Source organism: Epilithonimonas pallida, assembly GCF_900182975.1.
In the GTDB taxonomy this organism is placed as follows: Bacteria; Bacteroidota; Bacteroidia; order Flavobacteriales; family Weeksellaceae; genus Epilithonimonas; species Epilithonimonas pallida.
The window spans coordinates 338,643-363,934 of the sequence record NZ_FXUO01000001.1 but is presented as its reverse complement, the minus strand read 5'-3'; the positions used below and the strand labels follow the sequence as shown (position 1 = coordinate 363,934).

Sequence of the window (25,292 nt, the reverse complement as noted above, 5' to 3'; positions counted from 1 at the left end):
CAAAAATCTTAATGTCCAGACTTAGCATCCGCATCCTGCTTCACGTGGCTAAGATACTTAGTACAATAAGCTCCAAAAACAAAAATCACAAGATAACAGAACACAGGAATAATAAAAGAATGTTGTACCCCAAAAGTATCTGCCAAATAACCTTGGAAAATCGGAACAATCGCACCTCCTAAGATAGCCATTACAACTAAAGAAGAACCTTGACTCGTATATTTTCCTAAGCCGGAAATCGCCAATGTATAGATATTGGAGAACATAATCGAGTTGAAAATCCCGATTCCTAAGATGCTATACATTGCCAATGCACCGTGATTCAACATCGCTGAAATTAATAAAACAACGTTCACTGCAGCGAAAATGGATAATGTTCTTGCCGGAGCAGATTTCCCGATAAAAAATGCTACGAAATTCAAAGCAATAAAGACAAGGAAAAAGCTAATCTGTGCAAACGTCAAGTCAACAATACTAAAAATCACCAGGAAAACAGCGGCTGCCGTACCTAACATATACAAAGCTTTCTTCCCTTGACCGATAGAATGATTCAATGAAATCGCTCCAAGAAAACGTCCAATCATCGCACCACCCCAATACAGAGATAGGTAGTTTTTACTTACGACTTCGGAAAGATTCATGACTTGTGGCTGTTCCAAAAAGCTGATAATAAAACTTCCAACCGCCACTTCTCCGCCAACATAGCAGAACATCGCCAAAACTCCGAACTTCAAATGATTATGCTGCAAAGCACCAAAGCCTTTTACCAATTCTTCGCCTTTTACCTGGAAGTCAGGAAGCTTAACCCGCGAGATCAATAAAGCAACCAACAAAAGGATCGCTGCAAAGATCAGATAAGGAATTTTAGTTGCTGCTGCAGAGAAAGATCCATCCGGAGCAGAAAACAATTCGAAGATCAGATGTCCGCCCAAAACCGGCGCAATCGTTGTTCCGAAAGCATTGAAAGCCTGGGTCATATTCAGTCGGCTGGATGCGGAATCTTCCGGTCCCAAAAGAGAAACGTAAGCATTTGCGGTAATTTGTAATACCGTAAATCCTAATCCTAAAATAAATAATGCTCCTAAAAATAATGGATAAGAAGCGAAACTTGCCGCCGGATAAAACAGGACACAGCCTAAAGCCGCCAGGAAAATCCCGAAAAGGATTCCTTTTTTGTAACCTACCTTATCAATCGGGTCACCATTGGTTGTTGAGATTAAAAAGTAAATCAGCGAGCCGATAAAATAAGCTCCGAAGAAACAAAACTGCACCAGCATCGATTCAAAGAACGACAGGCTGAAAAGCTGTTTCAGGTAAGGAATGAGGATATCATTCATACACGTGATGAATCCCCACATAAAAAACAAAAGGGTAATGGTAATCAGAGGAACTGTGTAATTCCTCTTAGATTGTACTTCATTCGTCATAATCATTCATTTAAAAAGTGCCTAAAGATAGTCTGTTTTGTTGATAAAAGCTTATTTTGAGACATTATATTTCTTAAATAAATGCTATCGTTTACAATGTGATTCTCCTTTGGTTGGTTAGATTTTATTAATATATTTGTAATATTGAGTTTTTGTAATAAATATGATAGATTCTAAACAACAGTTTTTAAATCAGTCCAAAGAGGCTAAAGAATTTTTTTTACCCCATCTATCCGCAGACACCGTTGTTTTCGGATTTGATCAAAATGAATTGAAAGTTCTTCTTTTAAAAATGAACTACAGAAAGCAGTGGTTGTTACCCGGTGGATATATTGCAAAAGATGAAGATCTGGATGAAGCTGTTGTAAGGATATTAAAGGACAGAGCTGGTGTAACCGGTGTTTATCTTGAAGAATTTGGTGTTTTTGGGAAAAAGAACAGAAGTGAATTCTATTTTGAAGATTTTGATGAGACCTTATTTCAAAAACAAAGATTCATAACCATTGGATTTTATGCATTATACAGTGCTTCGGAATTGCACCCAATACCAGATCAATTCAGTGAAACTTGCGAATGGGTCTATCTGAGTCAGCTCCCTGAGATTGAACTGGCCATGGATCATCGGGAAATTATAGACAAAGCACTACTGACTTTAAGAGAGCGCATTTCTATTAAACCAATCGGATACAATCTGCTTCCTGAAAAGTTTACATTATCAGAATTGCAAAAGCTTTATGAGACAATTCTGGGTAAAGAACTTAACAGAGGAAATTTTTACCGTAAAATCAAGAATCTGGGTATTCTAAAAAGGCTTGATGAACAAAGACGTGGTGGTGCTCACAAAGCTCCAGATCTCTATTCTTTTGACAAAGAAAATTATAAAAAAGCTCTTCAAAATGGTTTGAGCAACTGGTAATTTTTATCATTCTATAAAACAAAAAAGAATCATTAAATAATTAATGATTCTTTTTTATTATGTGATTTTAAGGATTTTTATTCGCAAAGAATAATTCCTTTATCATTATTAAATTCTAAAACACCACTCTTAATTTCATAAGAAAAAACAGATTTAGCATCATTTTCTTTTGTAAGGTATTTTTGATAAGCAGAACCTACTTTATCTGTGTAGATCTTAACTTTACCACTTACCAAAGCAGAAACGATTGCCGCGTGGTTTTTGAATATCTGGAATTGCCCGCTTTTCCCAGGAAGAAGAATTGAATCTACCTCACCATCAAAAACAACATATTCCGGAGTTAAAATTTTTATATTCATTTTGTTAGATTAAAGAGTAAAGAGAAAAGAAAAAAGAGAACTATCTTGACTCTTTTTTCTTTATTCTATTTTCTAATTAAGCGTTCTCAGCTAACATTTTTTGTCCGGCTGCAATAGCTTCTTCGATAGTTCCTTTCAAGTTGAAAGCAGCTTCCGGATATTGATCCAATTCTCCATCGATGATCATATTGAATCCTTTGATGGTATCTTTGATATCAACCAATGATCCTGGGATACCAGTAAACTGTTCAGCAACATGGAAAGGCTGAGATAAGAATCTCTGAACTTTTCTAGCTCTGTAAACTACCAATTTATCTTCTTCTGAAAGTTCTTCCATACCAAGGATCGCAATGATATCCTGAAGAGCTTTATATCTCTGAAGAATTTCTTTTACTCTCTGAGCACAGTTGTAATGTTCTTCGCCAATGATTTCCGGCGCTAAGATTCTTGACGTAGAAGCCAAAGGATCTACTGCTGGATAAATACCTAACGAAGCGATTTTTCTATCTAGTACTGTTGTTGCGTCCAAGTGAGCAAATGTAGTTGCAGGAGCCGGGTCAGTTAAGTCATCCGCAGGTACGTAAACCGCTTGTACAGACGTAATTGAACCATTTTTAGTTGAAGTAATTCTTTCCTGCATCGCACCCATTTCAGATGCCAAAGTTGGTTGGTAACCTACCGCTGATGGCATACGACCCAAAAGTGCAGATACCTCGGAACCAGCCTGTGTGAAGCGGAAGATGTTATCTACGAAGAATAGTACATCTCTACCCTGACCAGTTTCTCCACCATCTCTATAATATTCAGCTAAAGTCAAACCAGACAACGCTACTCTAGCTCTTGCTCCTGGCGGCTCATTCATCTGTCCGAAAACGAAAGCAGCTTTAGAATCTTTCATAGCTTCTAGATCTACTTTAGAAAGATCCCAACCTCCATTTTCCATAGAGTGCATGAACTCGTCACCATATTTAATAATCCCCGATTCCAACATCTCTCTCAAAAGGTCGTTCCCTTCTCTTGTTCTTTCACCTACTCCTGCGAATACGGAAAGACCACCGTGTCCTTTTGCGATGTTGTTGATCAATTCCTGAATCAATACTGTTTTTCCTACACCAGCTCCACCGAACAACCCAATTTTACCTCCTTTTGCATAAGGCTCAACAAGGTCGATTACTTTGATCCCTGTGAAAAGAACTTCAGCAGAAGTTGATAACTGATCGAATTTTGGTGCTTCTCTGTGGATTGGCAAACCTCCTTCTTTTGACAAATTCTGGATCCCATCAATAGCATCTCCTACAACGTTGAAAAGACGACCGTTAACTTCATCACCAACCGGCATTGTAATTTGTTTACCTGTACCAGTTACTTCCTGACCTCTCTGAAGACCATCTGTAGCATCCATTGCGATACATCTTACCGTATCTTCACCAATGTGCTGCTCAACCTCTAAAACAACTTTTTCTCCATTGCTTTTAGTGATTTCTAAAGCGTCATATATTTTTGGTAATTCTTCAACTTCATTAAAAACCACGTCGATAACCGGTCCGATAATTTGTGAAATTTTTCCTTTAATTTGGTTTGCCATTACTAAATTTTTACTTGTGCGCAAAGATAATAAAAGTTTGTTAACGAGCATTGTCAGAAAAAAAGATTTTTATCATATTTGTATGACAATTTATAGCACACTATTTAGGTGTATTTTTACACAGGCAGATTTGATTACTTTTTGCCATAAAATTCAGAATTTGAAAATCATCAGAGATCTTACAGACTACCAATCTAGGATACCATTAGCATTATCTTTGGGTATGTTTGACGGTGTCCATCTGGGACATTTATCCATTATTAATAAACTAAATGAAATTGCAGAAAAAGAACATCTGGAATCTGCCATTCTAAGTTTTTGGCCACATCCAAGAAAATTTCTCAATCCGGATGATGATGTAAAAATGCTCAACACGCTGGAAGAGAAATTAGAACTTCTTGAAAAAAGCGGCATTAAGAATATCTTCTTAAAAACTTTTGATGAAGAATTCAGAAATCTGACAGGAACAGAATTTTGTGAAAAAATTTTGGTTAACAAGCTCAATGTCAAGCACATCATAATAGGTTACGATCATACATTCGGGAAAAATAAAAGCGGGAATTTTGAATTGTTGAAATCTCTTTCCAATGAATTAGGTTTTCAAGTCAATCAATTGGAAGCTATACAAAAGAATGACCTTAATATCAGTTCTACAAAAATCAGGATAGCACTTTCGGAAGGCAGAATCAATGATGCTAACCAAATGCTGGGCTACAATTATCCTTTGACTGGAAAAGTTATTCACGGTAAAAAACTCGGTAGAACTATTGGTTACCCAACCGCAAATATTGAAGTTCCAATCAACAAGCTACTTCCTAAAAAAGGTGCTTATATTGTTGAAGTGTGGATTGACAATCAATTCTACAAAGGAATGCTGAGTATTGGAACCAATCCTACGATTGACGACAAAAATCAATCTTTACATACCGAAGTTTATATTCTGGATTTTGACCAGGATATTTATGATAAAGAAATCACTATCAAATTCCGGGATTATCTACACGATGAAATTAAGTTTGAAGGTTTGGAGAAGCTGATTGAAAGATTGGATGAAGACAAAAGATTGACTGCAGAATTTCAGTTTTAAGAAATAGGAAAGGATAGCAATTGCTATCCTTTAATTTTATATTTCCAATAAAACTTATTTCAATGTAAACTTGATTTTAGTTCTGATATCAGAAGATGAACTTCCTACCAGCGCTTCGAAATCTCCCGGTTCTGCAACCCAATCGTGTTTCACCGGATCAAAGAAACTCAATGCAGATTTATCAACTGTGATAGAAACATCTTTGGATTCACCGGCTTTCAAATAAACTTTATCAAAGCCTTTCAGTTCTTTCAAAGGTCTTGGCAAAGATGATTTCAGATCGCTGATGTACAACTGTACCACTTCTGCTCCATCCACTTTACCTGTATTTTTCACATTAACTGTGAAGGTTATTTTATCATTCGTTGTCAGTTCAGATTTATCTGCTTTGACTTTTCCATATTCAAAAGTCGTGTAACTCAAACCGTGTCCAAAACTGAATAACGGTTTGATATTTTTGGTATCGTGCCAACGGTAACCAACGAAGATTCCTTCATTGTAAGTAATATTAATCGGATTTTTCAGTTCTTTTCCTTTTCCGGCAGCCAGCTCTTCTTTGTTTCCAGGATATTCTCCCAAAGCATGCGCCGAATTATCTTCTAACTTAACCGGAAAAGTGAAAGGCAATTTTCCGGAAGGATTGATATCACCAGCAAGAATTGCTGCAATGGCATGACCAGATTCTGAGCCGAGATACCAAGATTGTAATACGGACGGAACTTCTTTGATCCAGGGCATTGCAACAGCATTACCGGAAACCAGTACAACGGCAAGATTTTTATTCGCTTTTGCCAAAGCTGAAATTACTGCATCCTGATTGTATGGCAAACCATAACTTTCTCTGTCCATACCTTCTGCATCCTGATGGTCACTTTTATTAAGACCTCCGACAAAAACCACGAAATCAGATTCTTTCGCCAATTTTACGGCTTCAGCAATTAATTCAGCAGAAGAACGCGTCTCTTTAAGATTTTGTCCGGATTTTACACCATTATATTCGCCACCTACATCGCCAACATAACCTCTGGCATAAGCTACTTCTGCTTGTTTTCCGAAACGTTCTTTGATTCCGTCAAGTGGCAATGTTTCATATTTCACTTTAAGAGAAGAACTTCCACCGCCAACGGTCATCATTTTGATAGCATTCTCACCTATCACGGCAATTTTTTTAGTCTTGGCTAAATTGATTGGTAATATCGCTTTTTGATTCTGAAGCAAAACAATTCCTTCAGAAGCGATCTGTTTTGCTGCAGCAATATGAGCTTCTGAAGCAATAGATCCAAAAGGCTTGTTCTTGTTCATAGATGTTTTATAAGCTAAACCGAGAACTCTTCTCACTTTGTCGTCTAACTCTTTAGTTCCGATTTTTCCGGATTTGATCAGATCCAAATAAGGTTTAGCCAGATAATAATTGTCATAAGCATTGCTTGTTCCTTTTGACAAACCATTGGTCCATGTTCCGAATTCCAAATCCAAACCATTATGAATAGCCTGATTGGTATCTAAAACTGCGCCCCAATCCGAAACTACAACACCCTTATAATCCCATTCACCTTTCAGGATATCATTCAATAAGTATTGATTGTGGCTGGCATGCTGTCCTTTATATAAATCATAAGCACCCATTATTGTCCAGGAATCACCTTCCTGAACCGCTGCTTTGAACGGTGGTAAATAAATCTCGTACAAAGCTCTATCATCAACAATCACATTACTCGAGTGTCTGAAAGTTTCCTGATTGTTCAATGCAAAATGTTTTACACTTGTAGCAACACCATTGGACTGAACACCTTTGATATAAGGAACAACCATTTGAGAGCTTAAAAACGGATCCTCTCCCATATACTCGAAGTTACGGCCATTGAGCGGAGTTCTGTAAATATTGACCCCAGGTCCCAGAATAACATCCTTTTTTCTGTATCTTGCTTCTTCACCAAGAGATTTACCGTAGATGGAAGACATATTCCTGTTCCACGTTGCCGCCAGGGCTGTCAGCGCAGGATAAGCTATAATTGAATCATTGGTCCAGCCAGCCTGATCCCATTCGTCCCAAAGCACTTCTGAACGTACACCATGAGGTCCGTCTGCAGTCCATAATTCCGGAATTCCCAATCTCGGAACTCCGTGCGAACTGAATTTGGACTGAGCATGGATAAGATTAATTTTCTCCTCCAAAGTCATGCTTGACAAAGCATCTTCAATACGTTGTTCAACAGGTTTGGAATCGTCTAAGTAAATTGGGGTTGTTTTCTGAGCGAAGCTAAAATGTGATATACAGCTAAGTACAGAAAGTAATATTATTTTTTTTATCATAAAATTCACTCTTTTCAAATAGAAATTTTCGAATGCCTAATATACAAATTATTTTATTATCTCAAAATGAGAAAATAAAAAACATAAAGGTATTAACAAGCTTAAATGTAAGACATCTCTCTTTGTTGTACATCTAATTCATTTGAATTTAAAACCAGAAAATTAACTATTCAGAATTTCTTCTCTTGATTTTTTAGTTAACGAATTAAAAACCAAATCGTAAGAATGATCAATTAATTTAAGAATCAAATCTTTTTTGAGACCTTCACAGAGAACTGAGTTCCAATGAGTTTTGTTCATATGATAAGCGCCGGAAATCTGAGGATGATTTTCACGGAGTTCTTCGCTCCATTCCGGATCAGCTTTTGCAGAGAATGTTGCAGGTTGCTTTTCTAAAGAAATTAAAAGAAACATTTTACCGCCAACCTTGAAAACCAAAGTCTCATTATCAAAAGGAAAGCCTTCTGTTACAGCTTTTTTGGATAAACAATATTCGCGGATTTCTTCAGTTTCCATTTTGACCAAATCAGAATTTAAAAGTATTTTTCGGTAATTCTTTGTTGATTTCGATTTTATTGATCATCATTACATAATCGCTGTCTTTTTTAGGTGAAGACGATTCGATTCTGTATGGCATTAGTAAGTTTCCAACCTTTCTGTAATCTGAATAAGTCAGGATTTCATCTTTCTTGATTTCACGGAACAACATATAGTTTTTGACATCAAAAAAGTAAATAGTTTTATTCACATTTTTCGTCAGTTCCACTTTGAAATACAATTGTTCCCCGATTTTTTCCTTGCCTAACAATTCAGCTTCAAAACCCTTGTTTTCCCAATCGATAAAGTCATTATCAAAATTTTCAGGAATGTAATCTGTGTATTGCTGGAGCTTGTTCTGAGCATAATTCATTGCATAACCATTCTTTCCGTCAAAACCTTCAACAGGTGTTTCTTTTCCACCCATTACAATTGCTGTTTTTGTCAGATTCGGACGTTGCTGATAGATTTTAATCGGGTAAGAATCATTAACTCCCAAGGTCACTCTCCCCTGTATCTGAACCGTATTCAGAAGTTTCCAATTGGTAAGACCTCCAGAGTTTTCTATGTTTTTATCGATGATATCCTTTGCCGATTGAGCAGACAAAACGATAGAAAATATAACAGAAAATATGAGGATTAATTGTTTCATTCAGAATTTTTAAGGTTGCTAAGATAAAATTTTCATTTGGCTTCTTGTCTTAAAGAACGTTAATTTTAACATTAATAACGGCTAAATTAAATCAGTTTTTTTGCCTTATCCAAATCTTCCGGCGTATCGATTCCAATGCCAATGAAATCTGTTTCGACCAATTTAATTTTCATCCCATTTTCCAAATAGCGCAGCTGTTCCAATTTTTCAGAAATTTCCAAAGGTGTCATTTCCAGAGAAGAGAATTTAATCAAAGCTTCTTTCCTGAAAGCATAAACGCCAATATGTTTGTAATATTTGACATTGTAAGCCAATTCGCGGTGAAAAGGAATTACTGAACGACTGAAATATAAAGCAAATCCATTATTATCTGTGATAACCTTGACGTTATTCGGATTTTGAATTTCTTCAGATTCTTTTAATTGAATTTTTAAAGAGGCTAAAGAAATTTCTTTTTTATCATCATTAGAAAAAACATCAATCAATTGCTTCAGTGGTTCTTTTTTGAGAAAAGGTTCATCGCCCTGAACATTAATAATGATATCACAATTGATATTCTGAACAGCTTCCGCAATTCTGTCGCTCCCGGTTTCGTGTTCTCCTGTCATAACAGCTTTTCCACCATTTTTTGAAATCTCATCAAAAATCAATTCAGAATCCGTAGCGACAAAAACGTCATCAAACAAACCAGTATCGACAACATTCTGATAGGTAGTATTAATCACGGTTCTGTCCCCTAAGATCTCCATTAGTTTTCCGGGAAACCTGGTTGAATTATAACGAGCAGGAATAACTGCGATAACTTTCATATTAGTGAATATATTTTATTAAAAAAATGACTCCATAAATCCATGATATATATAATACAGAATAAAAAAGTCCAAATCCTAAACTTTTAACGAGATTATCTTTACATCTTTTTGAATTTTTGAATATTAGTCTCAAAGCTCTAAAATATATCCAGTAAAGAATTGCTAATAAAAGTAATAAAACTGACCAAAAGAAAACACCTACAAAGTATAGAGCGAATAATACTGCTACAGTAAATGCAATCCAAGCAAGTACCGATAAAATAACACCTCCAATTCCATCCGCACCAATGCTTGGAACATCAATATTTGGAGTAAAATCAGAGGTGGATCTCATTCGTTTATTAAAATTTTCTTTCGTTAAAATCTTGCCAAGATTATCTCTTAATCCAACTCCTCTATACAAACTAATACTCACAAAAAGAAAAAATGCAATCGCAAGAATAGAAGTTGAAAGAATCGAATTTTGAAATAATGTTTGATGAGAATTTTTTCCAGAAATCCAAACACTTAAAATCACTAATAGCATAATTACTATTGATGAATAAAAAGTAAACTTGGTTTCAAGAAATATTCTGCTTCTCAATTTATTTTAAATTTTCTAAGGCTTTTTGCAACTTCGGAAGACAATCCTTAATATCATCCAACGAACAGCCTCCAACAGAAGCTCTGAACCAAGGCACTGACTTATCATTTCCAAATGCTGAGAACGGAACCAAAGCCATTCCTGCATTATTAATCAGATAGAAAACCAAATCTGTAGAATTCTCGATCATTTTTCCCTCTGGAGTGGTTTTGCCCAAATAATCCAATTTAATGGTTAAATAAAGCGCACCCATTGGCGAGATACTTTCCACAGCCAATCCTTTCGATTTTAAATCTTGGATTCCTGCGTGAAGTTCTTTCAAACTTGTATTCAGTTTTTGTTTGTAATCATCAAGAAATTTATCCACTGCAGAATCATCAGTTAAAAATTCAGCAACCGCTTCCTGTTCTGGTTTTGGCGCCCAAGCTCCAACGTGTGTCAAAAGAGCTTTCATTTTATCAATTACCAAACTAGGTCCGAAGCCCCAACCTACTCTAACACCTGTTGCAGCAAAACATTTAGATGTTCCGTCAACATAAATCGTGTAATCTTTCATTTCAGGGAAAAGACTTACCGGATTGTAATGGTCAGCACCAAAAGTCAACATTGCGTAGATTTGGTCATACATCAGGTAAAGCGGTTTTTCGTCTGGTCCTCTTCTTTTATTTTCTTCCAGAACCAATTCGCAAATCTCAGACAATTGCTCTTTTGTGAACATTGTTCCTGTTGGATTCAGAGGAGAACAAAGACAGAGCAAAACAGCGCCATCAACATAAGGACGAAGGTCGTCCGCTGTCGGTAAGAAATTATTTGATTCCTGTGTCTGAACTTCAACTGCATTAGCTGTCGTTAAGTAAGCGTAATGGTTGTTGTTCCAGGAAGGAATCGGGTAAATTACCTTGTCTCCTTCGTCAACAATTGTTTTGAAAACCGCATAAATTAAAGGTCTTGAACCAGCCGTAATCAAAATATCATTGGCTGAATAATCCAGATTCCAACGTTTTTTAAGGTCATTGCTTACGGAAGATCTTAGAGATTGTAAACCGTTTGCCGGTGGATAATTGGTCAGATTATTTTTATAAGCTTTCTCAATTCCCTGTTTCAATTCGGATGGAATTGGATAGATGTTAGAATTAAGGTCGCCAATTGTAAGATTTGAGATTTGTGCACCTTTGGCTTTCAGATCATTGACTTCATTTCCGATTTTAATGATTTCTGAACCAATCAGGTTAGATGCGAGTTTTGATACTTTCACTGAGATATTTTTTGATGTTGTTCCGGAGTGCATCCGGATTTTTACTTTTTATGATTTGCAAATTTGTTAAATGTAACAGATTAATTCAAGTTACACAACAAAAAAAGTTCTCAAAACTAAATCGCTTCAGTAATTGAGAACTTTAGGTTAAAAATATTTTAGATTATATTTCTATTCTGATAAAATTTCAATTACAGATTAAGGTCCTGTTTTACCTTCGCAATTTTCGCTTCCAACACAGGAAGTTTTGCAACAAAATCTTCTTTGGAGGTGATGCTGTCTTTTACAGAAACATAGAATTTTATTTTTGGTTCGGTTCCGGAAGGACGAACACAAACTTTAGTTCCGTCTTGAGTATAGAAAATCAATACATTAGACTTCGGAATATCGTCCATTACTCTTTTTTCGTTTTTAGAAACAACAAAACAAGTCTGTTCCTTGAAATCCTTCACTTCTTCTACAGGAGAACCGGCAATTTCTTTTGGCGGATTACTTCTGAAATCGCTCATCATTTGTGTAATTTCTTCAGCTCCTGTTCTACCCTTTCTTACAACATTAATCAAGCCTTCGTAATAGAAACCAACTTCTTTGTAGATTTCAATCATATATTCGTAAACCGTTGTTCCATTAGCTTTACACCAAGCAGCGATTTCACAGGCTGTCAGGATTGAACCACAAGAATCTTTGTCACGAACAAAATCTCCAGTCATAAAACCGAAACTTTCCTCGCCGCCGCAAATAAACTTTTCCTGACCTTCAAAATCACGAATCATCTTGCCGATCCATTTGAAACCTGTCAAACCAACCTTGCAATCCACTCCGAATTTCTCTGCAACATCAAAGAACACGTCAGAAGTTACAATGGTAGAACCAATGAACTCTTTTCCGGTGATTTTTCCTGCTTTTTTCCACTGGTCAAGAATATAATATGTTAAGATTGTATTGGTTTGATTTCCGTTCAGAAGCTGCATTTCGCCTTCAAGATTTCTAACTGCAATTCCTAGCCTGTCGCCGTCCGGGTCTGTTCCGATAACTATATCAGCATTGGTAATTCTTGCCAAATCCATTGCCATAGACAATGCTGCTGGTTCTTCCGGATTCGGGGAAGCTACGGTTGGGAAATTTCCGCTTGGAATCATCTGTTCCTTAACCAAATCCAATTTTGTAAATCCGGCTTTCTTCAATGCTTTTGGAACGGTCGTATAAGTTGTTCCGTGGATGGATGTGAAAACAATGTTTAAGTTATCTCTTCCAACATTTTGATAAAGAGAATTTTCCATACAAGCATCGATGTAAACATCATCCTGGTCTTCGCCAACCCATTCGATTAAATCATCATTTCCGTTGAATTTGATGTCCTCAAACTTAGTTGCATAAACTTCTCTGATGATATTTTCATCATCCGGCGGAACAATTTGCGCACCGTCATTCCAATATACTTTATAACCGTTGTATTCCGGTGGATTGTGAGAAGCCGTCAAAACGATTCCTGCATTACATTTTTTATCTCTAACTGTGAAAGACAATTCCGGAGTTGGGCGATGTTCTTTGAACAACAGAACTTTGATTCCGTTTGCTGTTAAAACATCTGCAACAATTTTCCCGAATTCTTTGGAGTTATTACGAACGTCATAAGCAATCGCTACTTTAATTTCTTCATTTGGAAAAGATTGATGAAGATAGTTCGCAAGTCCCTGAGTAGCCTGACCTAACGTGTATTTATTTAAACGATTGGTTCCAACTCCCATTACACCACGCATTCCTCCTGTTCCGAATTCTAATTCTCTGTAAAAAGAATCTTCCAAATCAGGTGAATTGGAATCGATTAAAGTTTGTACTGCATTTCTGGTTTCTTCATCAAATGCTTCTGCAAGCCAAAGTTTTGCTTTATCTAATGTTGATAATTCTGACATTATTTATAGTTTTTTGTTTAATTTAATTTCCTGTTCTCTAAAGTCGCTTTATCAGTTACTTTCAGTTTTTTCGAAGGATTTCCGTAATAAATCAATTTTGATGTATTACCGATTTTCCCTTTGATTTCTTCATCGACATTCAGTTCTGCATAATTCCCGTTCTGAGACTCTATTTCCAAATCTTTGATATACCAATACGGCGAAATAATACTCGCGGTATCTTTGATATTAAGCTTGGCTAAAGTTGTTTTTCCCAGCAGATTAGCCCGGCTTTTGTTTGCCATTTCTATCTCAGCCTTTTCCGAAATCACTGAACCGATAAATTTAGCATTATCTTTTAAATGAAGTGCAAAATTTTCAACTTTCATTTGGCTTGAGATGTTAAGCTCTACAGAATCAGCTATTTTAATCACATCAAACGGAGTTTTTCCGTAAATCGTAATATTATAAAAATCAACTTTATCCGTTTCGTTTTTCTCAGAAATTGACAGATTTTTATCTTTAACTTCAATATTAAGATTATCAAAGAAGCTAGGATAAGTTTCCACGTTCACGAAATTGTGCGGACTCTGAACATAAAAAACACGGAATTTTCCTTTTAAATCCAATTTATTAAACTCGGCCAATTCTACATCTTTGGATTGGATTTCGCCTTTTGGTTTTACTTTTCCGCAGGAAATGGCTGTGAAAATTAGAAATAAGTATAAATAATATTTCATTTTTAAATTATATCAATTCCTCAATATGATAATTCTTATGCTCACGATTAGTCCTAATAATCAATTCGCCTAAAAATCCAGCTACAAACAATAAACTTCCCAGAATCATCATCGTCAAAGCAATGAAAAACCAAGGATTATTAGCAATCAGATTACCGTAAATTTTGAAGATATAAACATCAATCAGTTTTGAAACGCCTAGCCAAACTGCCGATAAAAATCCGATAATGAACATCAATGTTCCGGCAGCGCCGAAGAAATGCATCGGTCTCCCACCAAATCTGCTGACAAACCAAAGTGTCACCAAATCCAAAAATCCACGAACAAAACGCTCAGTCCCAAATTTTGAGGTTCCGTAAGGTCTTGCCTGATGCTGAACCGGTTTTTCGGTAATATTTCTGAAACCTGCATTAGCCGCCAAAACCGGAATATAACGATGCATATCGCCGTAAACATCAATGGATTTTACGACTTGCTTTCTGTAAGCTTTCAAACCACAATTGAAATCGTGAAGTGAAACGCCGGAAACTTTTCTGGCCGCCGCATTGAACAGTTTTGATGGAATATTTTTGGTCATTACATTATCGAAACGTTTCTTTTTCCAGCCGGAAACAATATCATAATTGCCCAGAGTTACCATTTCGTACAATTCAGGAATCTCTTCCGGAAAATCTTGTAAATCTGCGTCCATTGTAATAATCACATCGCCATTGACTTTTTCGAAAGCTGCGTGAAGCGCCTGAGATTTTCCGTAGTTTTTAGAAAATTTAATCCCATGAATCTGTGGATGTTGGATTTTCAAATTTTCAATAATGGACCAGGACAAATCCGTACTTCCGTCATCGATGAACCAGACTTCGTAAGATAATTTGTTATCTCGGCAAACGTTGTCGATTCGGGTGAACAACTCTTCCAGAGAGTCTTGCTCGTTAAGTAATGGGACAATTATAGAAAGATTCATTTTTTTATAAAAGATGTTAGATGTTAGATTTTAGATATTAGATTTTATAATCTTAGGGATAAATAATTAATTTAATAATTTAAAAAGAGCCCCATAATTATTTATTATCCAACATCTTACTCGTATCGTTTTTTATTTTTCAAAAAGCCAGCAATGATAATAGACAAAAGTAAATAAAATAGTAAAAATCCACCAAAAACAGCAGACAAAAATTGGAAAGAAAAATAATTGCGGTTCTCTTTCTGAGCCGCTACTCTAGCTTCTTTGGCATTTTTATAATCTGTTTCCAGCTCTTTGATTTTAGTCTGGTCCTTCAGATTCGCTGCTTCCAATTTTTTCTGTTCATAAGCTACGTCTAGGTTATCCAATTCGGTTTGGATGTATTGATGACTCAGCATATCTCTAGCATCGGTATCAACATAATTCAGAAATACAAAAATAGACAACATTGAAAGAAATCCACCAACGAACAGTGTCACAAAAGATTGTTTAAAAGCCTGCGGATAAGTGATTTTATCTTTTCCACGAAGCCAAAGCACAGAAATAAATCCACCAAACACGTAAAGAAATGTCATTCCAAAAGCATTGACTCTCATCGTCGTGTTCCAATAATTGGCGTCTGCAAAAAAGTAATAAACAACGAAGAACACTAACATTGTCGCTAAAAATAAACCAAAGCCAACGGTTACAGGATTTTTTGTCATAATTTTATTTTTCTAAAAAAATTGAAAATTTTTAATTCTGAGAATCAGTTTTTTAAAATCATAATTATATAATTAGTCTTAATATCCTGTATTTCTCATTTTTTAATTCAATATTAAATTTTTATCTTTGCACCGGCAAGTCCTAAACAACCAGCTCCTGAGAATCCTCCAGGGTGGGAACGCAGCAAAGGTAATCGGTTGTAGCGGTGTGATTTAGGTAGCTTGCCATTTTTTGTATCTATACATCAAGAAATTCTGAGATTAAGTGATTTAGAAATTATTTAATCTCAGAATTTTTTTAATTAAAATTCGAACTCCTCGCCTAGTTTTGGTAAAGTAAACTCGATGTTTTTATCTGAGAAATGCTTTTTCGCATCTTCGTGATTGATTTCAATCGCAGGAAAAGTATCAAAATGACAACCAATAACTTTAGGGGTTTTCAATAACTCTGATGCTGCAAAAGCGGCTTTTCTAGGACACATCGTATAATGTTTCCCAACCGGAAGGATGGATAAGTCCAAAGTTCCGAAAACCTGCGGAAACAAGCTCATTTCTGAAGTTACACTTGTATCTCCGGCCAGATATAAATTTCTTTTATCCTCAAATCTGAAAATATATCCTGCAGCCAAACCGCCGTAACTTCCGTCTGGGAAAGAACTTGTGTGTAAAGCAGGAACCATAGAAATCTTCAAACCTTCCAATTTTGCAGAACCTCCAAAATTGATATCAATATTATTGGAATGTCCAAAATAACCACAAATCTCAGGTTGTCCGATAACCGTTGCGTCAGGATGATTTTCAAGAACTTCTTTTACGTCTGCAATGTGGTCGCCGTGTGCGTGCGTAATCAAAACGTAATCAATTTTCTGAGCTTTGATATCAAAACCGGATTGCTCTTTCTGGTAGTTGTAAAAAGGATCGGAAAGAATCGTTTTCCCGTTATATGTGAACAAAAAACAGTTTTGTCCTAAGAATTTTATTTTCATTTTTATTCGATTTATTAATTAACAAAATTAAGTCCGACAGCCGTTAAGACAGCCATCATAAGAGTTAAGATTCCTACCTGTTTTAAGAAGGGATCAAGCAATTTTGGTTCTTTGATTTGCATAATGGTTCTTCTTAATTTCATAAAAGGAAATATCAGAATCATCACAATGAATGGGTAGTAATTTCTCTGATCCTGAGCAAAATTGATCATCAGGAACATCAGCATCAAAAGGATTGGTAACTGTAACAAAATAATCTCATAAATCATGGCTTTTTTATAGCCTAATCTCAGCGCAAAAGTTTTTTTTCCGGACAATTCATCATTTACTATATCTCTCATATTATTGAGATTAAGAACGGCCATACTCAGCATCCCGATTGCAGAAGCCGGAATCAGAATATCATAATCAAAGGTTTTTGTGAACAGGAAATAACTGCCGCAAACTGAAACCAAGCCGAAAAATACGAACACAAAAATATCACCTAATCCCAAATATCCGTAAGGTTTTTTACCTACCGTGTAACCAATTGCAGCTAAAATGCAGGCAACTCCTAACCCTATAAAAATCCAGAATTCTTTGGTATAATCAGGATAAAAAGCTACATACAATAGAGTAACAGTTGCAGCAAAAGACAGAACCGATAATAAAATTACAGCATTTTTCATTTGATTTGCTGTGATTTTTCCGGAGGCTACCGCTCTTTGCTCAGCTTCTCCTATTCTGTTTTTATCTGTTCCTTTCACCCCATCACCATAATCATTAGCGAAGTTGGAAAGGATTTGATATAATAATGTTACGAGAAGTGCCAGAGCAAAAATTTTCCAATCCCAAGTTCCTCCATTCTCAGAAAGTCTCCATTTTGCAATGAAACTCCCCATAATAATTCCACTCAAAGAAAGTGGTAATGTCCGCAGCCGGGCTGCCTTTATCCAATCAGTCATTTTTTATTTTTAATCTGTAATTATAGATTCGCCATTCAAATTCGTTGTAAGTACCTCACTCATATAATCAAAAAAGGGGCGCATCGCAAGAAAAGTAGAAATAATTTCTTCCTTAAAATCATCAGAAAAGACCTCCTTATCAGAAAATTTTCTCTTCACGACATATTGTTTCTTTTTGATTAAATCAATAGCTGGGTGATTTTTATCAAATCCTTTAGGCGCGGTTTTCACAGCATCTTCTCCTTCCAGTTTTCCGAAATAGTTAACAAAAGTTTTGTCCGAAGTAATTCTATTGATTTCTGTTGTATTGCTTTCAAATTCCTTTCGGATTCGGATCAGATCTTCAGAATTTGGTCCCCAAAACCCTCCGCCAACAAAACTGTTATCGGGTTCTAAATGAATATAATATCCACCTCTCAAAAACGGTTTTCTACGGGATAATCCTGCACCGAAATTGGTTTTATAAGGCACTTTGTCTTTAGAAAAACGTACATCATTATAAATTCTGAAAACATGGAGATTTGCTAAATTATCATATTCCTGAAAGTCCGAGAATATCTTATCAAAGAAAATTTTATTAGCTTTCGCAATCGCATCGTATTGCAGTTTATGTTCAGAAAACCACTCACGATTGTTGTTTCTGCAGAGTTGTTTCAGAAATTCAAATCCTTTCTTCAAACCGATACAATTTTACTGATTTTTATGATATCCACTGATTATCTCCGAAATCAGGTTTACGTTTTTCCAGGAAGGCATTTCTGCCTTCTTTCGCTTCTTCTGTCATATAAGCTAAACGCGTTGCCTCTCCTGCAAAAATCTGCTGACCAACCATTCCATCGTCTGTTAAATTCATGGCAAATTTCAGCATTCTGATGGAGGTTGGAGATTTTGCAAGGATTTCCTGAGCCCATTCGTAAGCTGTGTCTTCTAATTCAGCGTGAGGAATTACCGCATTGACCATTCCCATATCCGCCGCTTCCTGGGCAGAATAATTTCTGCCTAAGAAGAAAATCTCCCTTGCTTTTTTCTGACCAACCATTTTCGCTAAATAAGCAGAACCATAACCTCCGTCAAAACTCGTAACATCAGCATCGGTTTGTTTAAAAATCGCATGTTCTTCGCTCGCCAAAGTCAAATCGCAAACCACGTGAAGCGAATGTCCACCTCCAACAGCCCAACCATTTACAACAGCGATCACAGCTTTTGGCATAAAACGAATCAAACGCTGAACTTCCAAAATATTAAGACGATGTCTTCCATCTTCGCCAACATAACCTTGGTGTCCACGTGCTTTTTGGTCGCCACCGCTACAGAACGCGTGACCGCCGTCTTTTGGACTCGGACCTTCGCCTGTCAGCAACACGACCCCGATTGACGAATCTTCATAAGCATCATAAAAAGCATCGTAAAGTTCTGAGGTTGTTTTTGGTCGGAAAGCGTTTCTGACTTCTGGTCTATTGATAGCGATCCTTGCGACGCCATTTGATTTTTTATAGGTAATATCTTCGTATTCTTTGACGGTTTTCCAGTCTGCCATTTTTTAAAAATTTAGAGTGTAAATATACGGAGATTAAAGTCCTCCTACAAAGTATTAGACTATTAAAATAAATGCTCAAACAAAAACCATAAATGATTATATTTGACAAAACTTTCAACCATTATGGCAAGAAAATTATACTCTTTTATTTTATTTTACTTTTTTACATTTTCTTTTTCTCAGAATGTAACTATTCCAGACCAAATTTTTAAAGCTTATTTGCTTAATATTAATCCAACAAAATATCAAGCTAAAGATTTACAGGGAAATTTCACCAGTATTGATTTAAACAATGATGGAGAAATTCAAGTAATTGAAGCGGAAAACATCAGTTATCTTGCAACAACTTATCAAAACAATATCATTGATATTACTGGTATCGAAGCTTTTAAAAATCTAACAGAATTAAATATTGAACATAATACTAATCTTAAAACTTTATCATTATCAAATAATACTAAATTAAAAAAGATCAAAGGCTTATATAATAAAGCTTTAGAAAGCATAAATATTGAAAATTCTATACTATTAGAAGAACTTGATTTATTTGATACTATAATAAATTCAGTGAATGTTACCAATAATACAAAACTTAAAAAACTCGTGATTACTGGACAGTATAATTCTTTGGATTTGAGTAAAAATATAAATCTTGAAGAAATAAGGATTGGGTCTAACTATTTAAAATCATTAAATCTTGACAATTGTAATTTGCTCACTAAAATAAGAATTGATGACGACGATTTAGTGACATTCAATTTTTCTCCTTTACAAGGATTACAAGATATTACTTTTGCAAATACAAATATGGTATCCATAGATTTCAGTAATTCGAACGTTATGTATGTAAACTTTGGGTATAACTCTCCTAATTTGAATTCGCTTTTGCTACCACTGCAAAATTCAAATCTACGAGGAGTAAATATTCCTGAGAATATAAATTCTATTGATTTAACAAAGAGCTTGAATTTGGAATATTTTTCAATAAGTAATAATAAAATTTCTAGTCTCGATTTCAGCAAAAATCTGAAATTAAAAAAAATTCTTATTAGTGATTCAAACTTAATATCCTCTATAAACGTCTCACAAAATATAAACTTAGAAACTTTAAATGTTTTTAGACTACCAAATCTTTCAAGTATTTATATTAAAAATGGGAAAAAGCAAAATTTTGATGAAGGCTTTTTAGAATGTCCGAAACTCAATTATGTTTGTTGTGATGAGAATGAAAAAGATTTTTTCATTAATAAAGGAATTCCAAATGTAACAACTGATTGCTTGCTTGCTTCTCAAGAAGTTAATTCTTTAAATGATTTTAAAATTTACCCTAACCCTTCTTCAGATTATTTGAACTTTAATCATAAAATTGAATATGTAAAAATATTTGACATTCAAGGAAAATTAGTTTTAAATAGAAAAATCAATTCTAATAATCTAAATGTTTCTGAACTAAAAAACGGAGTATATATTGTAGAAGTCTTCTCTGAAAATAAAAAAAGCAGTCAAAAATTTATAAAAAAATAAAGCTGATTCTTTAATCAGCTTTATCTTAAATTTATCTTAATCAATTTACTCTACAACCTTGATGGCGCTTGCCAAAAATCTTGTTTCAGTCTTTGGTTCTGTAATCGCATCGATTTCAACCTGAGGTTTTTTAGCATCTTCCGCGTAATGTTGCAATTCTTTTACAGAAGTCGTTTTGCTTTCTGCGCTACCTTCCAACACTACAGTTTTGCCTTCCAAAGCAGTCGGAACGAAGAATGCATAATCTTTCATTTTAACAAAAAAAGTTTCGCCGGAATCTGTAGCCAGACTTACCCAACATCCTTTTTTAGGACACACGCCAGTAACTTTTCCTTTCACGGATGTTTTAGAAATTTTCGGTGTTAATTTTAATTCTTTATTCAGTTCGTCTGTAGAAATTGCTTTCTTAATAGCTTTTGCGGAAACATCCTGACCATAGAACTCTCCTGCTTTGGCATCACCAGCCGGCGGACCGGATTGTGCGAATGCTGAAACAGAAAGGCCTATCAATACGAAAGCAAACAATATGTTTTTCATAATCAATAATTTATTTTTAATGCTGTAAATTTAGAAAATTAATTAAAATGAAAATTTTTATTTTTTGAATGTAACGAAAAAGACTTTTCAATTGTCATATTAATAACAAATCAAAAACTATAAAAAATTATACTTATGAAAATAAAACTTTTATCCCTAATTCTTTTGGCTTCTGTTACCAATTTTTCCTGCATACAGAAAAATGGTTCCAATGACGTGATGTTTTCTCACCTATTATCTGACTCCGGAAAAGGCGAAGTGATCGAGAAATCTTATTCGATGGATTTTGATGAGTTACAAATCTCAACTTCTCTTAGCGCAGAAGTTTTTAAATCCAGCGAAGAAAAAATTGTGGTGTATGCTCCTTCTGACCTGATGAAATATGTAGTCGTAAAACAGGAAGGCAGAAAAGTCCAGGTGAAAATCCAATCGGAAGGTAAATTGAACATCTCAACCGACAGAATCAAAATTAAAGTTTATGCTAAGGATTTTGACGGATTGGTAGCTAACTCAAGCGGAAGCATTGTTTTGAAAGATGATTTCAAATTTTCTGACCTTGATGTGAAAGTTTCAAGCTCCGGAAACATCAAAGGAAATATCAACGGAAGCAACATTAATATCCAAGCTTCCAGCAGTGGTGATTTTTATGGAGAAATCAATGCAAGGAATCTAAATCTGCAGTCTTCTTCATCCGGAGGAATCAATATCAAAGGAAAAGCAGATACTGTAAGTGCTCAGGCATCTTCAAGCGGCGATATCAAAGCTGAAAATTTAACGGCAGACAGCGCGGTTCTTACCACTTCTTCTTCGGCTGACATTACGATTGGTGTTCGTAATAGCTTAACAGCAAGCGCTTCTTCCAGCGGAGATATCAACGTTGTGAAAAGAGGTGACCTGAACAAAGTGACCAAAAACGAAAGCAGCTCCGGTTCTGTTAATATCCGGTAATTTTATATTAATTTTCTCTCAAACGAAAAGAGACCTGAATTTCAGGTCTCTTTTGTCTTATATTTTAAAAAAATCTTAGTTGAATTTGATAATATCTAACATTTTAGCAGTTTCTTCGTTCACCAGCTCATCATCTACCAAGATTTTTCCAGAATGCTCATCGATAATAATTTTCTTTCTTTGAGCTATTTCCATTTGTTTTTGTGGCGGGATTGTGAAGAAAGAACCTTTTGGCGCTCCTCTTTCCAAACCTACAACGGCAAGACCTGTAGATGAACCTTGACGGATTCTTTGGTAAGAAGCCAACAATCTGTCATCGATTTTCTCAGCAAATTCTTTAGATTTTTCCAATAGATAATCTTCTTCTTTCTGTGTTTCAGAAATCAAATTATCCAATTCGTTTTTCTTGTGCGAAAGGTGGTTTTTCAATTCGTCAATCTTAGCATTAAGATCAGACAAAGTTTCTTTCTTATGATCGATTCTGGATCCGAATTCTTTAATTCTTTTTTCAGCTAATTGGATCTCTAACTCCTGGTATTCTACCTCTTTTGCTAACGCTTCGAATTCTTTGTTATTTCTAACGTTATCTTGTTGAGCTTTGTATTTATCAATAAGGTTTTGAGCTTGCTTTGCCAACTCTTTTTTGTTATTGATCTCAGCATTTTGTTCAGCAATTTCAGCCTCAAATTTTTGTGCTCTTTTTTCAAGACCTTCAATTTCTATCTCAAGATCTTCTACTTCAATTGGCAATTCGCCTCTTGTATTGCGAATCTCATCCAAACGGGAATCGATAATTTGCAAATCGTAAAGAGCTCTTAATTTTTCTTCAACAGAAATTTCGTTTACTTTAGCCATATCTATATAAAATAATTAACAGGATTTGTTTTTTTTGTCGTTTTAGCGATTGCAAATGTAGTGAATTTTTCGGACAAAATTTCAAATAATTGTTGAGTTACAAATTGTTCTGATTCGAAATGTCCAATATCGCAAATCAGCATTTTATCTTCCCCGGAAAAAAAGTCGTGGTATTTCACATCGCCAGTCAAATATGCATCACATTTTGCGGATAATGCAGACTTGATTCCGCTTGCTCCGCTTCCACCCAAAACACCTACTCTTTTAATTTTTTTCTGAATTAAATTATTGTGTCTGATAACATTAAGATTGAATTTTTCCTTTACGAATTTCAGAAAATTAATTTCATCCATTTCTATTTCCAAATCCCCAAATCTTCCCAAACCAGTATATTGATTTTCGTTTTCGAGAGAAATTAATTGATAAGCGACTTCTTCGTAAGGATGATTTTGTTTCATAACAAACAGAATCTGATGCTTTTTATAGTCTTCAAATATTACAGAAAGTAAAACTTCATTAGCATTTTCTCTTTCATTATGACTTCCTGTTACCGGATTTGAACCTTCCAAAGGTCGAAAAGTTCCGTTGCCATTGATTGAAAAACTGCATTGATCATAAAAACCAATATTTCCAGCTCCAGCTTCAAATAGAGCATTTTTCAACTTCTCAGCAGAATCAACAGGAACATAAACTTCCAATTTTTTTAATTGATTATGCTTTGGCACCAGAACATTTTGATTCTTCAAACCAAGAACTTCGCAGATTTTATAATTTACGCCAAAATAATCATTATCAAAAGCCGTATGAATCGCATAGATTGCAATTTTATTTTCCAAAGCTTTCAGAACAGCTCTTTCTACATAATTCTTTCCAGTAATTGACTTCAGCCCGGAAAAAATAATGGGATGAAAACAAAGAATCAGATTATAATTCTTTCCAACCGATTCATCAACAACGGATTCCAAAGCATCGTGCGCAATCAAAATACCGGAAATATCTCTGTCAGGACTTCCACAAAGCAAGCCAACATTATCGAAATCTTCTGCCTGTCTTATTGGAATGATTTGTTCAAATTCCTTTATAAATTCTTTGATCTTCATTTAATTCTATTTTTATCTGATGAATAGTCTGTCATCAAAAGTAAACTTTTCTATTTTCTTGATTTTAACATCAGAAAAATCAATATGTTTTGGATTAATAATATAATTGAATTCTCCTTGTACAGCCGCAGAATGAACCTTCATAAACAGGAATTTGTTTTCTTTGAGAAATCGATCTCCAATTTTCTGCGTGCTGTCGGGATGAGGAAAAGTATTCCAGTCTTTTGGTAATCTTTTGGGTTCAAAAAAATCAGTATCCGGAATTTCTATATGAATCAAACGGTAATCTTTTGGTAAAATCCCCAAAGGAATATGAACAGCTATTTCCGTTACGCATAGCGCAATGGATTGTGCCGTGTATAAAGCAGCACTGCCTTTGCTGTTCCATCGCCCGCCGGCTATTTCCGCTCCTTTTCCGGAAAGGTCGTTTGCATAAACTTCCTTCGAAAGCCTGTAAACTATCATGGCTTACGCTAAAATACCGTGCTCTATACGAGTTAACTCATCCATAAGAAGTGATATCCCAAAACTACTTCCTAACAAATCTTGCGGCTTTGTTTTTCCCAAAGCCACATTCTCTGTTTGCAACCAAATCAAGAAATGCTCTGCAGAACCAAACACCTTCTCTCCTCTTGTGTATAACATCTCTATCTGAAGAATCTTTTCTGACTGTAGTGTATCAAAGGTTTTTTCTTCTTTCTGATAGCGAGACAGTGTTTTACCTGAGATATGTAAAAACTCCGCCCACTCCTGAAAAGTGAACGGAAACTTCTTCACCAGATTATCAAAAAACTTGAAAGAAATACCCTTTTGTGCTATATCTATTATTTTAAACACACCAGCATCATCAAAGTTCTGATAACCATACAATGCGATAGGCTCATTAACAACATTGGAATCGTCTATTGTCTTATACTTTTTCATTTCTTTGTTTTTATATTTACAAATATAAGACTTTTGTCCAAATAAAAAAGACTTTTGTCTATAATTTATCAATCTATTTACATTTTTTTTTATTAACTTCATATTTTATTTTAA

Annotated in this window: 26 protein-coding genes and 1 other RNA gene; 5 read left to right on the top strand and 22 right to left on the bottom strand. The window is 35.2% G+C overall.

Annotated features, from left to right (window positions below):
- Positions 1 to 8: 8 nt before the first annotated feature.
- Positions 9 to 1,427: a sugar MFS transporter gene (locus QOL71_RS01480; RefSeq protein ID WP_283415245.1), complete on the bottom strand. Its 1,419-nt coding sequence runs from the start codon at positions 1,425 to 1,427 to the stop codon at positions 9 to 11.
- A gap of 163 nt (positions 1,428 to 1,590) precedes the next feature.
- Between QOL71_RS01480 and QOL71_RS01475 the strand changes: the two genes are divergently transcribed.
- The gene (locus tag QOL71_RS01475; protein WP_283415244.1) at positions 1,591 to 2,343 is read left to right on the top strand and encodes an NUDIX hydrolase; all 753 of its coding nucleotides are present in this window, start codon (positions 1,591 to 1,593) and stop codon (positions 2,341 to 2,343) included.
- A gap of 77 nt (positions 2,344 to 2,420) precedes the next feature.
- Here the strand turns inward: QOL71_RS01475 and QOL71_RS01470 are convergent, their stop codons facing one another.
- Complete coding sequence (locus QOL71_RS01470; RefSeq protein WP_283415243.1) at positions 2,421 to 2,702, bottom strand: FoF1 ATP synthase subunit delta/epsilon; 282 nt, start codon at positions 2,700 to 2,702, stop codon at positions 2,421 to 2,423.
- 76 nt (positions 2,703 to 2,778) lie between these two features.
- Positions 2,779 to 4,287, bottom strand: coding sequence for a F0F1 ATP synthase subunit beta (atpD, locus tag QOL71_RS01465; RefSeq protein ID WP_283415242.1), 1,509 nt, complete (start codon positions 4,285 to 4,287; stop codon positions 2,779 to 2,781).
- 160 nt (positions 4,288 to 4,447) lie between these two features.
- Here atpD and QOL71_RS01460 point away from each other — a divergent pair, with 160 nt between their 5' ends.
- Positions 4,448 to 5,374 (top strand): bifunctional riboflavin kinase/FAD synthetase, encoded by a 927-nt coding sequence (locus tag QOL71_RS01460; protein ID WP_283415241.1) that lies wholly within the window; start codon positions 4,448 to 4,450, stop codon positions 5,372 to 5,374.
- Positions 5,375 to 5,428: 54 nt separating this feature from the next.
- Here the strand turns inward: QOL71_RS01460 and QOL71_RS01455 are convergent, their stop codons facing one another.
- The 10 genes from QOL71_RS01455 to QOL71_RS01410 form a co-directional block, all read right to left on the bottom strand.
- Entirely contained in the window at positions 5,429 to 7,687 is a 2,259-nt protein-coding gene (locus tag QOL71_RS01455) for a glycoside hydrolase family 3 C-terminal domain-containing protein (RefSeq protein WP_283415240.1), read from the bottom strand.
- Between the two features lie 162 nt (positions 7,688 to 7,849).
- On the bottom strand, positions 7,850 to 8,203 hold the full coding sequence (locus QOL71_RS01450; protein ID WP_283415239.1) for an MmcQ/YjbR family DNA-binding protein: 354 nt from the start codon (positions 8,201 to 8,203) through the stop codon (positions 7,850 to 7,852).
- A 10-nt stretch (positions 8,204 to 8,213) separates the two neighbouring features.
- Positions 8,214 to 8,876, bottom strand: coding sequence for a histidine kinase (locus QOL71_RS01445; protein ID WP_283415238.1), 663 nt, complete (start codon positions 8,874 to 8,876; stop codon positions 8,214 to 8,216).
- 86 nt (positions 8,877 to 8,962) lie between these two features.
- Entirely contained in the window at positions 8,963 to 9,685 is a 723-nt protein-coding gene (gene kdsB, locus QOL71_RS01440) for a 3-deoxy-manno-octulosonate cytidylyltransferase (RefSeq protein WP_283415237.1), read from the bottom strand.
- A 1-nt stretch (position 9,686) separates the two neighbouring features.
- Entirely contained in the window at positions 9,687 to 10,214 is a 528-nt protein-coding gene (locus QOL71_RS01435; RefSeq protein WP_283415236.1) for a hypothetical protein, read from the bottom strand.
- A gap of 58 nt (positions 10,215 to 10,272) precedes the next feature.
- A complete protein-coding gene (locus tag QOL71_RS01430) occupies positions 10,273 to 11,526 on the bottom strand; it encodes a pyridoxal phosphate-dependent aminotransferase (RefSeq protein WP_283415235.1) in 1,254 nt (417 codons plus the stop codon).
- 191 nt (positions 11,527 to 11,717) lie between these two features.
- A complete protein-coding gene (locus QOL71_RS01425; RefSeq protein WP_283415234.1) occupies positions 11,718 to 13,439 on the bottom strand; it encodes a phospho-sugar mutase in 1,722 nt (573 codons plus the stop codon).
- A gap of 17 nt (positions 13,440 to 13,456) precedes the next feature.
- On the bottom strand, positions 13,457 to 14,158 hold the full coding sequence (locus QOL71_RS01420; protein ID WP_283415233.1) for a GIN domain-containing protein: 702 nt from the start codon (positions 14,156 to 14,158) through the stop codon (positions 13,457 to 13,459).
- Between the two features lie 7 nt (positions 14,159 to 14,165).
- On the bottom strand, positions 14,166 to 15,119 hold the full coding sequence (locus QOL71_RS01415) for a glycosyltransferase family 2 protein (protein ID WP_283415232.1): 954 nt from the start codon (positions 15,117 to 15,119) through the stop codon (positions 14,166 to 14,168).
- A gap of 116 nt (positions 15,120 to 15,235) precedes the next feature.
- Complete coding sequence (locus QOL71_RS01410; protein ID WP_283415231.1) at positions 15,236 to 15,823, bottom strand: DUF4199 domain-containing protein; 588 nt, start codon at positions 15,821 to 15,823, stop codon at positions 15,236 to 15,238.
- A 133-nt stretch (positions 15,824 to 15,956) separates the two neighbouring features.
- Here QOL71_RS01410 and ffs point away from each other — a divergent pair.
- Positions 15,957 to 16,054: signal recognition particle sRNA small type (gene ffs, locus QOL71_RS01405), an RNA gene on the top strand.
- Between the two features lie 71 nt (positions 16,055 to 16,125).
- On the opposite strand, the gene QOL71_RS01400 is transcribed toward ffs, so the two are convergent.
- From QOL71_RS01400 to QOL71_RS01385, 4 genes are read right to left on the bottom strand one after another with little or no spacing between them, the layout of a single operon-like run.
- Positions 16,126 to 16,809, bottom strand: coding sequence for a metal-dependent hydrolase (locus QOL71_RS01400; RefSeq protein WP_283415230.1), 684 nt, complete (start codon positions 16,807 to 16,809; stop codon positions 16,126 to 16,128).
- A 14-nt stretch (positions 16,810 to 16,823) separates the two neighbouring features.
- Complete coding sequence (gene menA / locus QOL71_RS01395; RefSeq protein ID WP_283415229.1) at positions 16,824 to 17,753, bottom strand: 1,4-dihydroxy-2-naphthoate octaprenyltransferase; 930 nt, start codon at positions 17,751 to 17,753, stop codon at positions 16,824 to 16,826.
- Between the two features lie 9 nt (positions 17,754 to 17,762).
- Positions 17,763 to 18,431 (bottom strand): DUF2461 domain-containing protein, encoded by a 669-nt coding sequence (locus QOL71_RS01390; RefSeq protein ID WP_283415228.1) that lies wholly within the window; start codon positions 18,429 to 18,431, stop codon positions 17,763 to 17,765.
- A 22-nt stretch (positions 18,432 to 18,453) separates the two neighbouring features.
- Positions 18,454 to 19,290, bottom strand: coding sequence for a 1,4-dihydroxy-2-naphthoyl-CoA synthase (locus QOL71_RS01385; protein WP_283415227.1), 837 nt, complete (start codon positions 19,288 to 19,290; stop codon positions 18,454 to 18,456).
- A 123-nt stretch (positions 19,291 to 19,413) separates the two neighbouring features.
- Here QOL71_RS01385 and QOL71_RS01380 point away from each other — a divergent pair, with 123 nt between their 5' ends.
- A complete protein-coding gene (locus QOL71_RS01380) occupies positions 19,414 to 20,814 on the top strand; it encodes a T9SS type A sorting domain-containing protein (protein WP_283415226.1) in 1,401 nt (466 codons plus the stop codon).
- A 45-nt stretch (positions 20,815 to 20,859) separates the two neighbouring features.
- Here the strand turns inward: QOL71_RS01380 and QOL71_RS01375 are convergent, their stop codons facing one another.
- Positions 20,860 to 21,351: a DUF4920 domain-containing protein gene (locus QOL71_RS01375; protein WP_283415225.1), complete on the bottom strand. Its 492-nt coding sequence runs from the start codon at positions 21,349 to 21,351 to the stop codon at positions 20,860 to 20,862.
- 135 nt (positions 21,352 to 21,486) lie between these two features.
- Between QOL71_RS01375 and QOL71_RS01370 the strand changes: the two genes are divergently transcribed.
- Positions 21,487 to 22,299: a head GIN domain-containing protein gene (locus tag QOL71_RS01370; protein ID WP_283415224.1), complete on the top strand. Its 813-nt coding sequence runs from the start codon at positions 21,487 to 21,489 to the stop codon at positions 22,297 to 22,299.
- A gap of 75 nt (positions 22,300 to 22,374) precedes the next feature.
- Here QOL71_RS01370 and QOL71_RS01365 read toward each other — a convergent pair whose 3' ends face one another.
- Genes QOL71_RS01365 through parS form a run of 4 tightly spaced genes read right to left on the bottom strand, consistent with a single transcriptional unit; the run spans position 22,375 to position 25,280 of the window.
- Positions 22,375 to 23,154, bottom strand: coding sequence for a zinc ribbon domain-containing protein (locus tag QOL71_RS01365; protein ID WP_283415223.1), 780 nt, complete (start codon positions 23,152 to 23,154; stop codon positions 22,375 to 22,377).
- Between the two features lie 2 nt (positions 23,155 to 23,156).
- Positions 23,157 to 24,254, bottom strand: a complete 1,098-nt coding sequence (locus QOL71_RS01360; RefSeq protein WP_283415222.1) for a Nif3-like dinuclear metal center hexameric protein — start codon at positions 24,252 to 24,254, stop codon at positions 23,157 to 23,159.
- 12 nt (positions 24,255 to 24,266) lie between these two features.
- A complete protein-coding gene (locus QOL71_RS01355; protein WP_283415221.1) occupies positions 24,267 to 24,719 on the bottom strand; it encodes an RES family NAD+ phosphorylase in 453 nt (150 codons plus the stop codon).
- A 3-nt stretch (positions 24,720 to 24,722) separates the two neighbouring features.
- Positions 24,723 to 25,280: a type II RES/Xre toxin-antitoxin system antitoxin gene (gene parS / locus QOL71_RS01350; protein ID WP_283415220.1), complete on the bottom strand. Its 558-nt coding sequence runs from the start codon at positions 25,278 to 25,280 to the stop codon at positions 24,723 to 24,725.
- Positions 25,281 to 25,292 lie beyond the last annotated feature (12 nt).

Excerpts from the sequence above, each read along its gene's own strand:
- QOL71_RS01480 (WP_283415245.1), bottom strand. The coding sequence starts at position 1,427 with ATGACGAATGAAGTACAATCTAAGAGGAATTACACAGTTCCTCTGATT.
- QOL71_RS01475 (WP_283415244.1), top strand. The coding sequence starts at position 1,591 with ATGATAGATTCTAAACAACAGTTTTTAAATCAGTCCAAAGAGGCTAAA.
- QOL71_RS01470 (WP_283415243.1), bottom strand. The coding sequence starts at position 2,702 with ATGAATATAAAAATTTTAACTCCGGAATATGTTGTTTTTGATGGTGAG.
- atpD (WP_283415242.1), bottom strand. The coding sequence starts at position 4,287 with ATGGCAAACCAAATTAAAGGAAAAATTTCACAAATTATCGGACCGGTT.
- QOL71_RS01455 (WP_283415240.1), bottom strand. The coding sequence starts at position 7,687 with ATGATAAAAAAAATAATATTACTTTCTGTACTTAGCTGTATATCACAT.
- QOL71_RS01450 (WP_283415239.1), bottom strand. The coding sequence starts at position 8,203 with ATGGAAACTGAAGAAATCCGCGAATATTGTTTATCCAAAAAAGCTGTA.
- QOL71_RS01445 (WP_283415238.1), bottom strand. The coding sequence starts at position 8,876 with ATGAAACAATTAATCCTCATATTTTCTGTTATATTTTCTATCGTTTTG.
- kdsB (WP_283415237.1), bottom strand. The coding sequence starts at position 9,685 with ATGAAAGTTATCGCAGTTATTCCTGCTCGTTATAATTCAACCAGGTTT.
- QOL71_RS01435 (WP_283415236.1), bottom strand. The coding sequence starts at position 10,214 with ATGCTATTAGTGATTTTAAGTGTTTGGATTTCTGGAAAAAATTCTCAT.
- QOL71_RS01425 (WP_283415234.1), bottom strand. The coding sequence starts at position 13,439 with ATGTCAGAATTATCAACATTAGATAAAGCAAAACTTTGGCTTGCAGAA.
- QOL71_RS01420 (WP_283415233.1), bottom strand. The coding sequence starts at position 14,158 with ATGAAATATTATTTATACTTATTTCTAATTTTCACAGCCATTTCCTGC.
- QOL71_RS01415 (WP_283415232.1), bottom strand. The coding sequence starts at position 15,119 with ATGAATCTTTCTATAATTGTCCCATTACTTAACGAGCAAGACTCTCTG.
- QOL71_RS01410 (WP_283415231.1), bottom strand. The coding sequence starts at position 15,823 with ATGACAAAAAATCCTGTAACCGTTGGCTTTGGTTTATTTTTAGCGACA.
- QOL71_RS01400 (WP_283415230.1), bottom strand. The coding sequence starts at position 16,809 with ATGAAAATAAAATTCTTAGGACAAAACTGTTTTTTGTTCACATATAAC.
- menA (WP_283415229.1), bottom strand. The coding sequence starts at position 17,753 with ATGACTGATTGGATAAAGGCAGCCCGGCTGCGGACATTACCACTTTCT.
- QOL71_RS01385 (WP_283415227.1), bottom strand. The coding sequence starts at position 19,290 with ATGGCAGACTGGAAAACCGTCAAAGAATACGAAGATATTACCTATAAA.
- QOL71_RS01380 (WP_283415226.1), top strand. The coding sequence starts at position 19,414 with ATGGCAAGAAAATTATACTCTTTTATTTTATTTTACTTTTTTACATTT.
- QOL71_RS01375 (WP_283415225.1), bottom strand. The coding sequence starts at position 21,351 with ATGAAAAACATATTGTTTGCTTTCGTATTGATAGGCCTTTCTGTTTCA.
- QOL71_RS01370 (WP_283415224.1), top strand. The coding sequence starts at position 21,487 with ATGAAAATAAAACTTTTATCCCTAATTCTTTTGGCTTCTGTTACCAAT.
- QOL71_RS01365 (WP_283415223.1), bottom strand. The coding sequence starts at position 23,154 with ATGGCTAAAGTAAACGAAATTTCTGTTGAAGAAAAATTAAGAGCTCTT.
- QOL71_RS01360 (WP_283415222.1), bottom strand. The coding sequence starts at position 24,254 with ATGAAGATCAAAGAATTTATAAAGGAATTTGAACAAATCATTCCAATA.
- QOL71_RS01355 (WP_283415221.1), bottom strand. The coding sequence starts at position 24,719 with ATGATAGTTTACAGGCTTTCGAAGGAAGTTTATGCAAACGACCTTTCC.
- parS (WP_283415220.1), bottom strand. The coding sequence starts at position 25,280 with ATGAAGTTAATAAAAAAAAATGTAAATAGATTGATAAATTATAGACAA.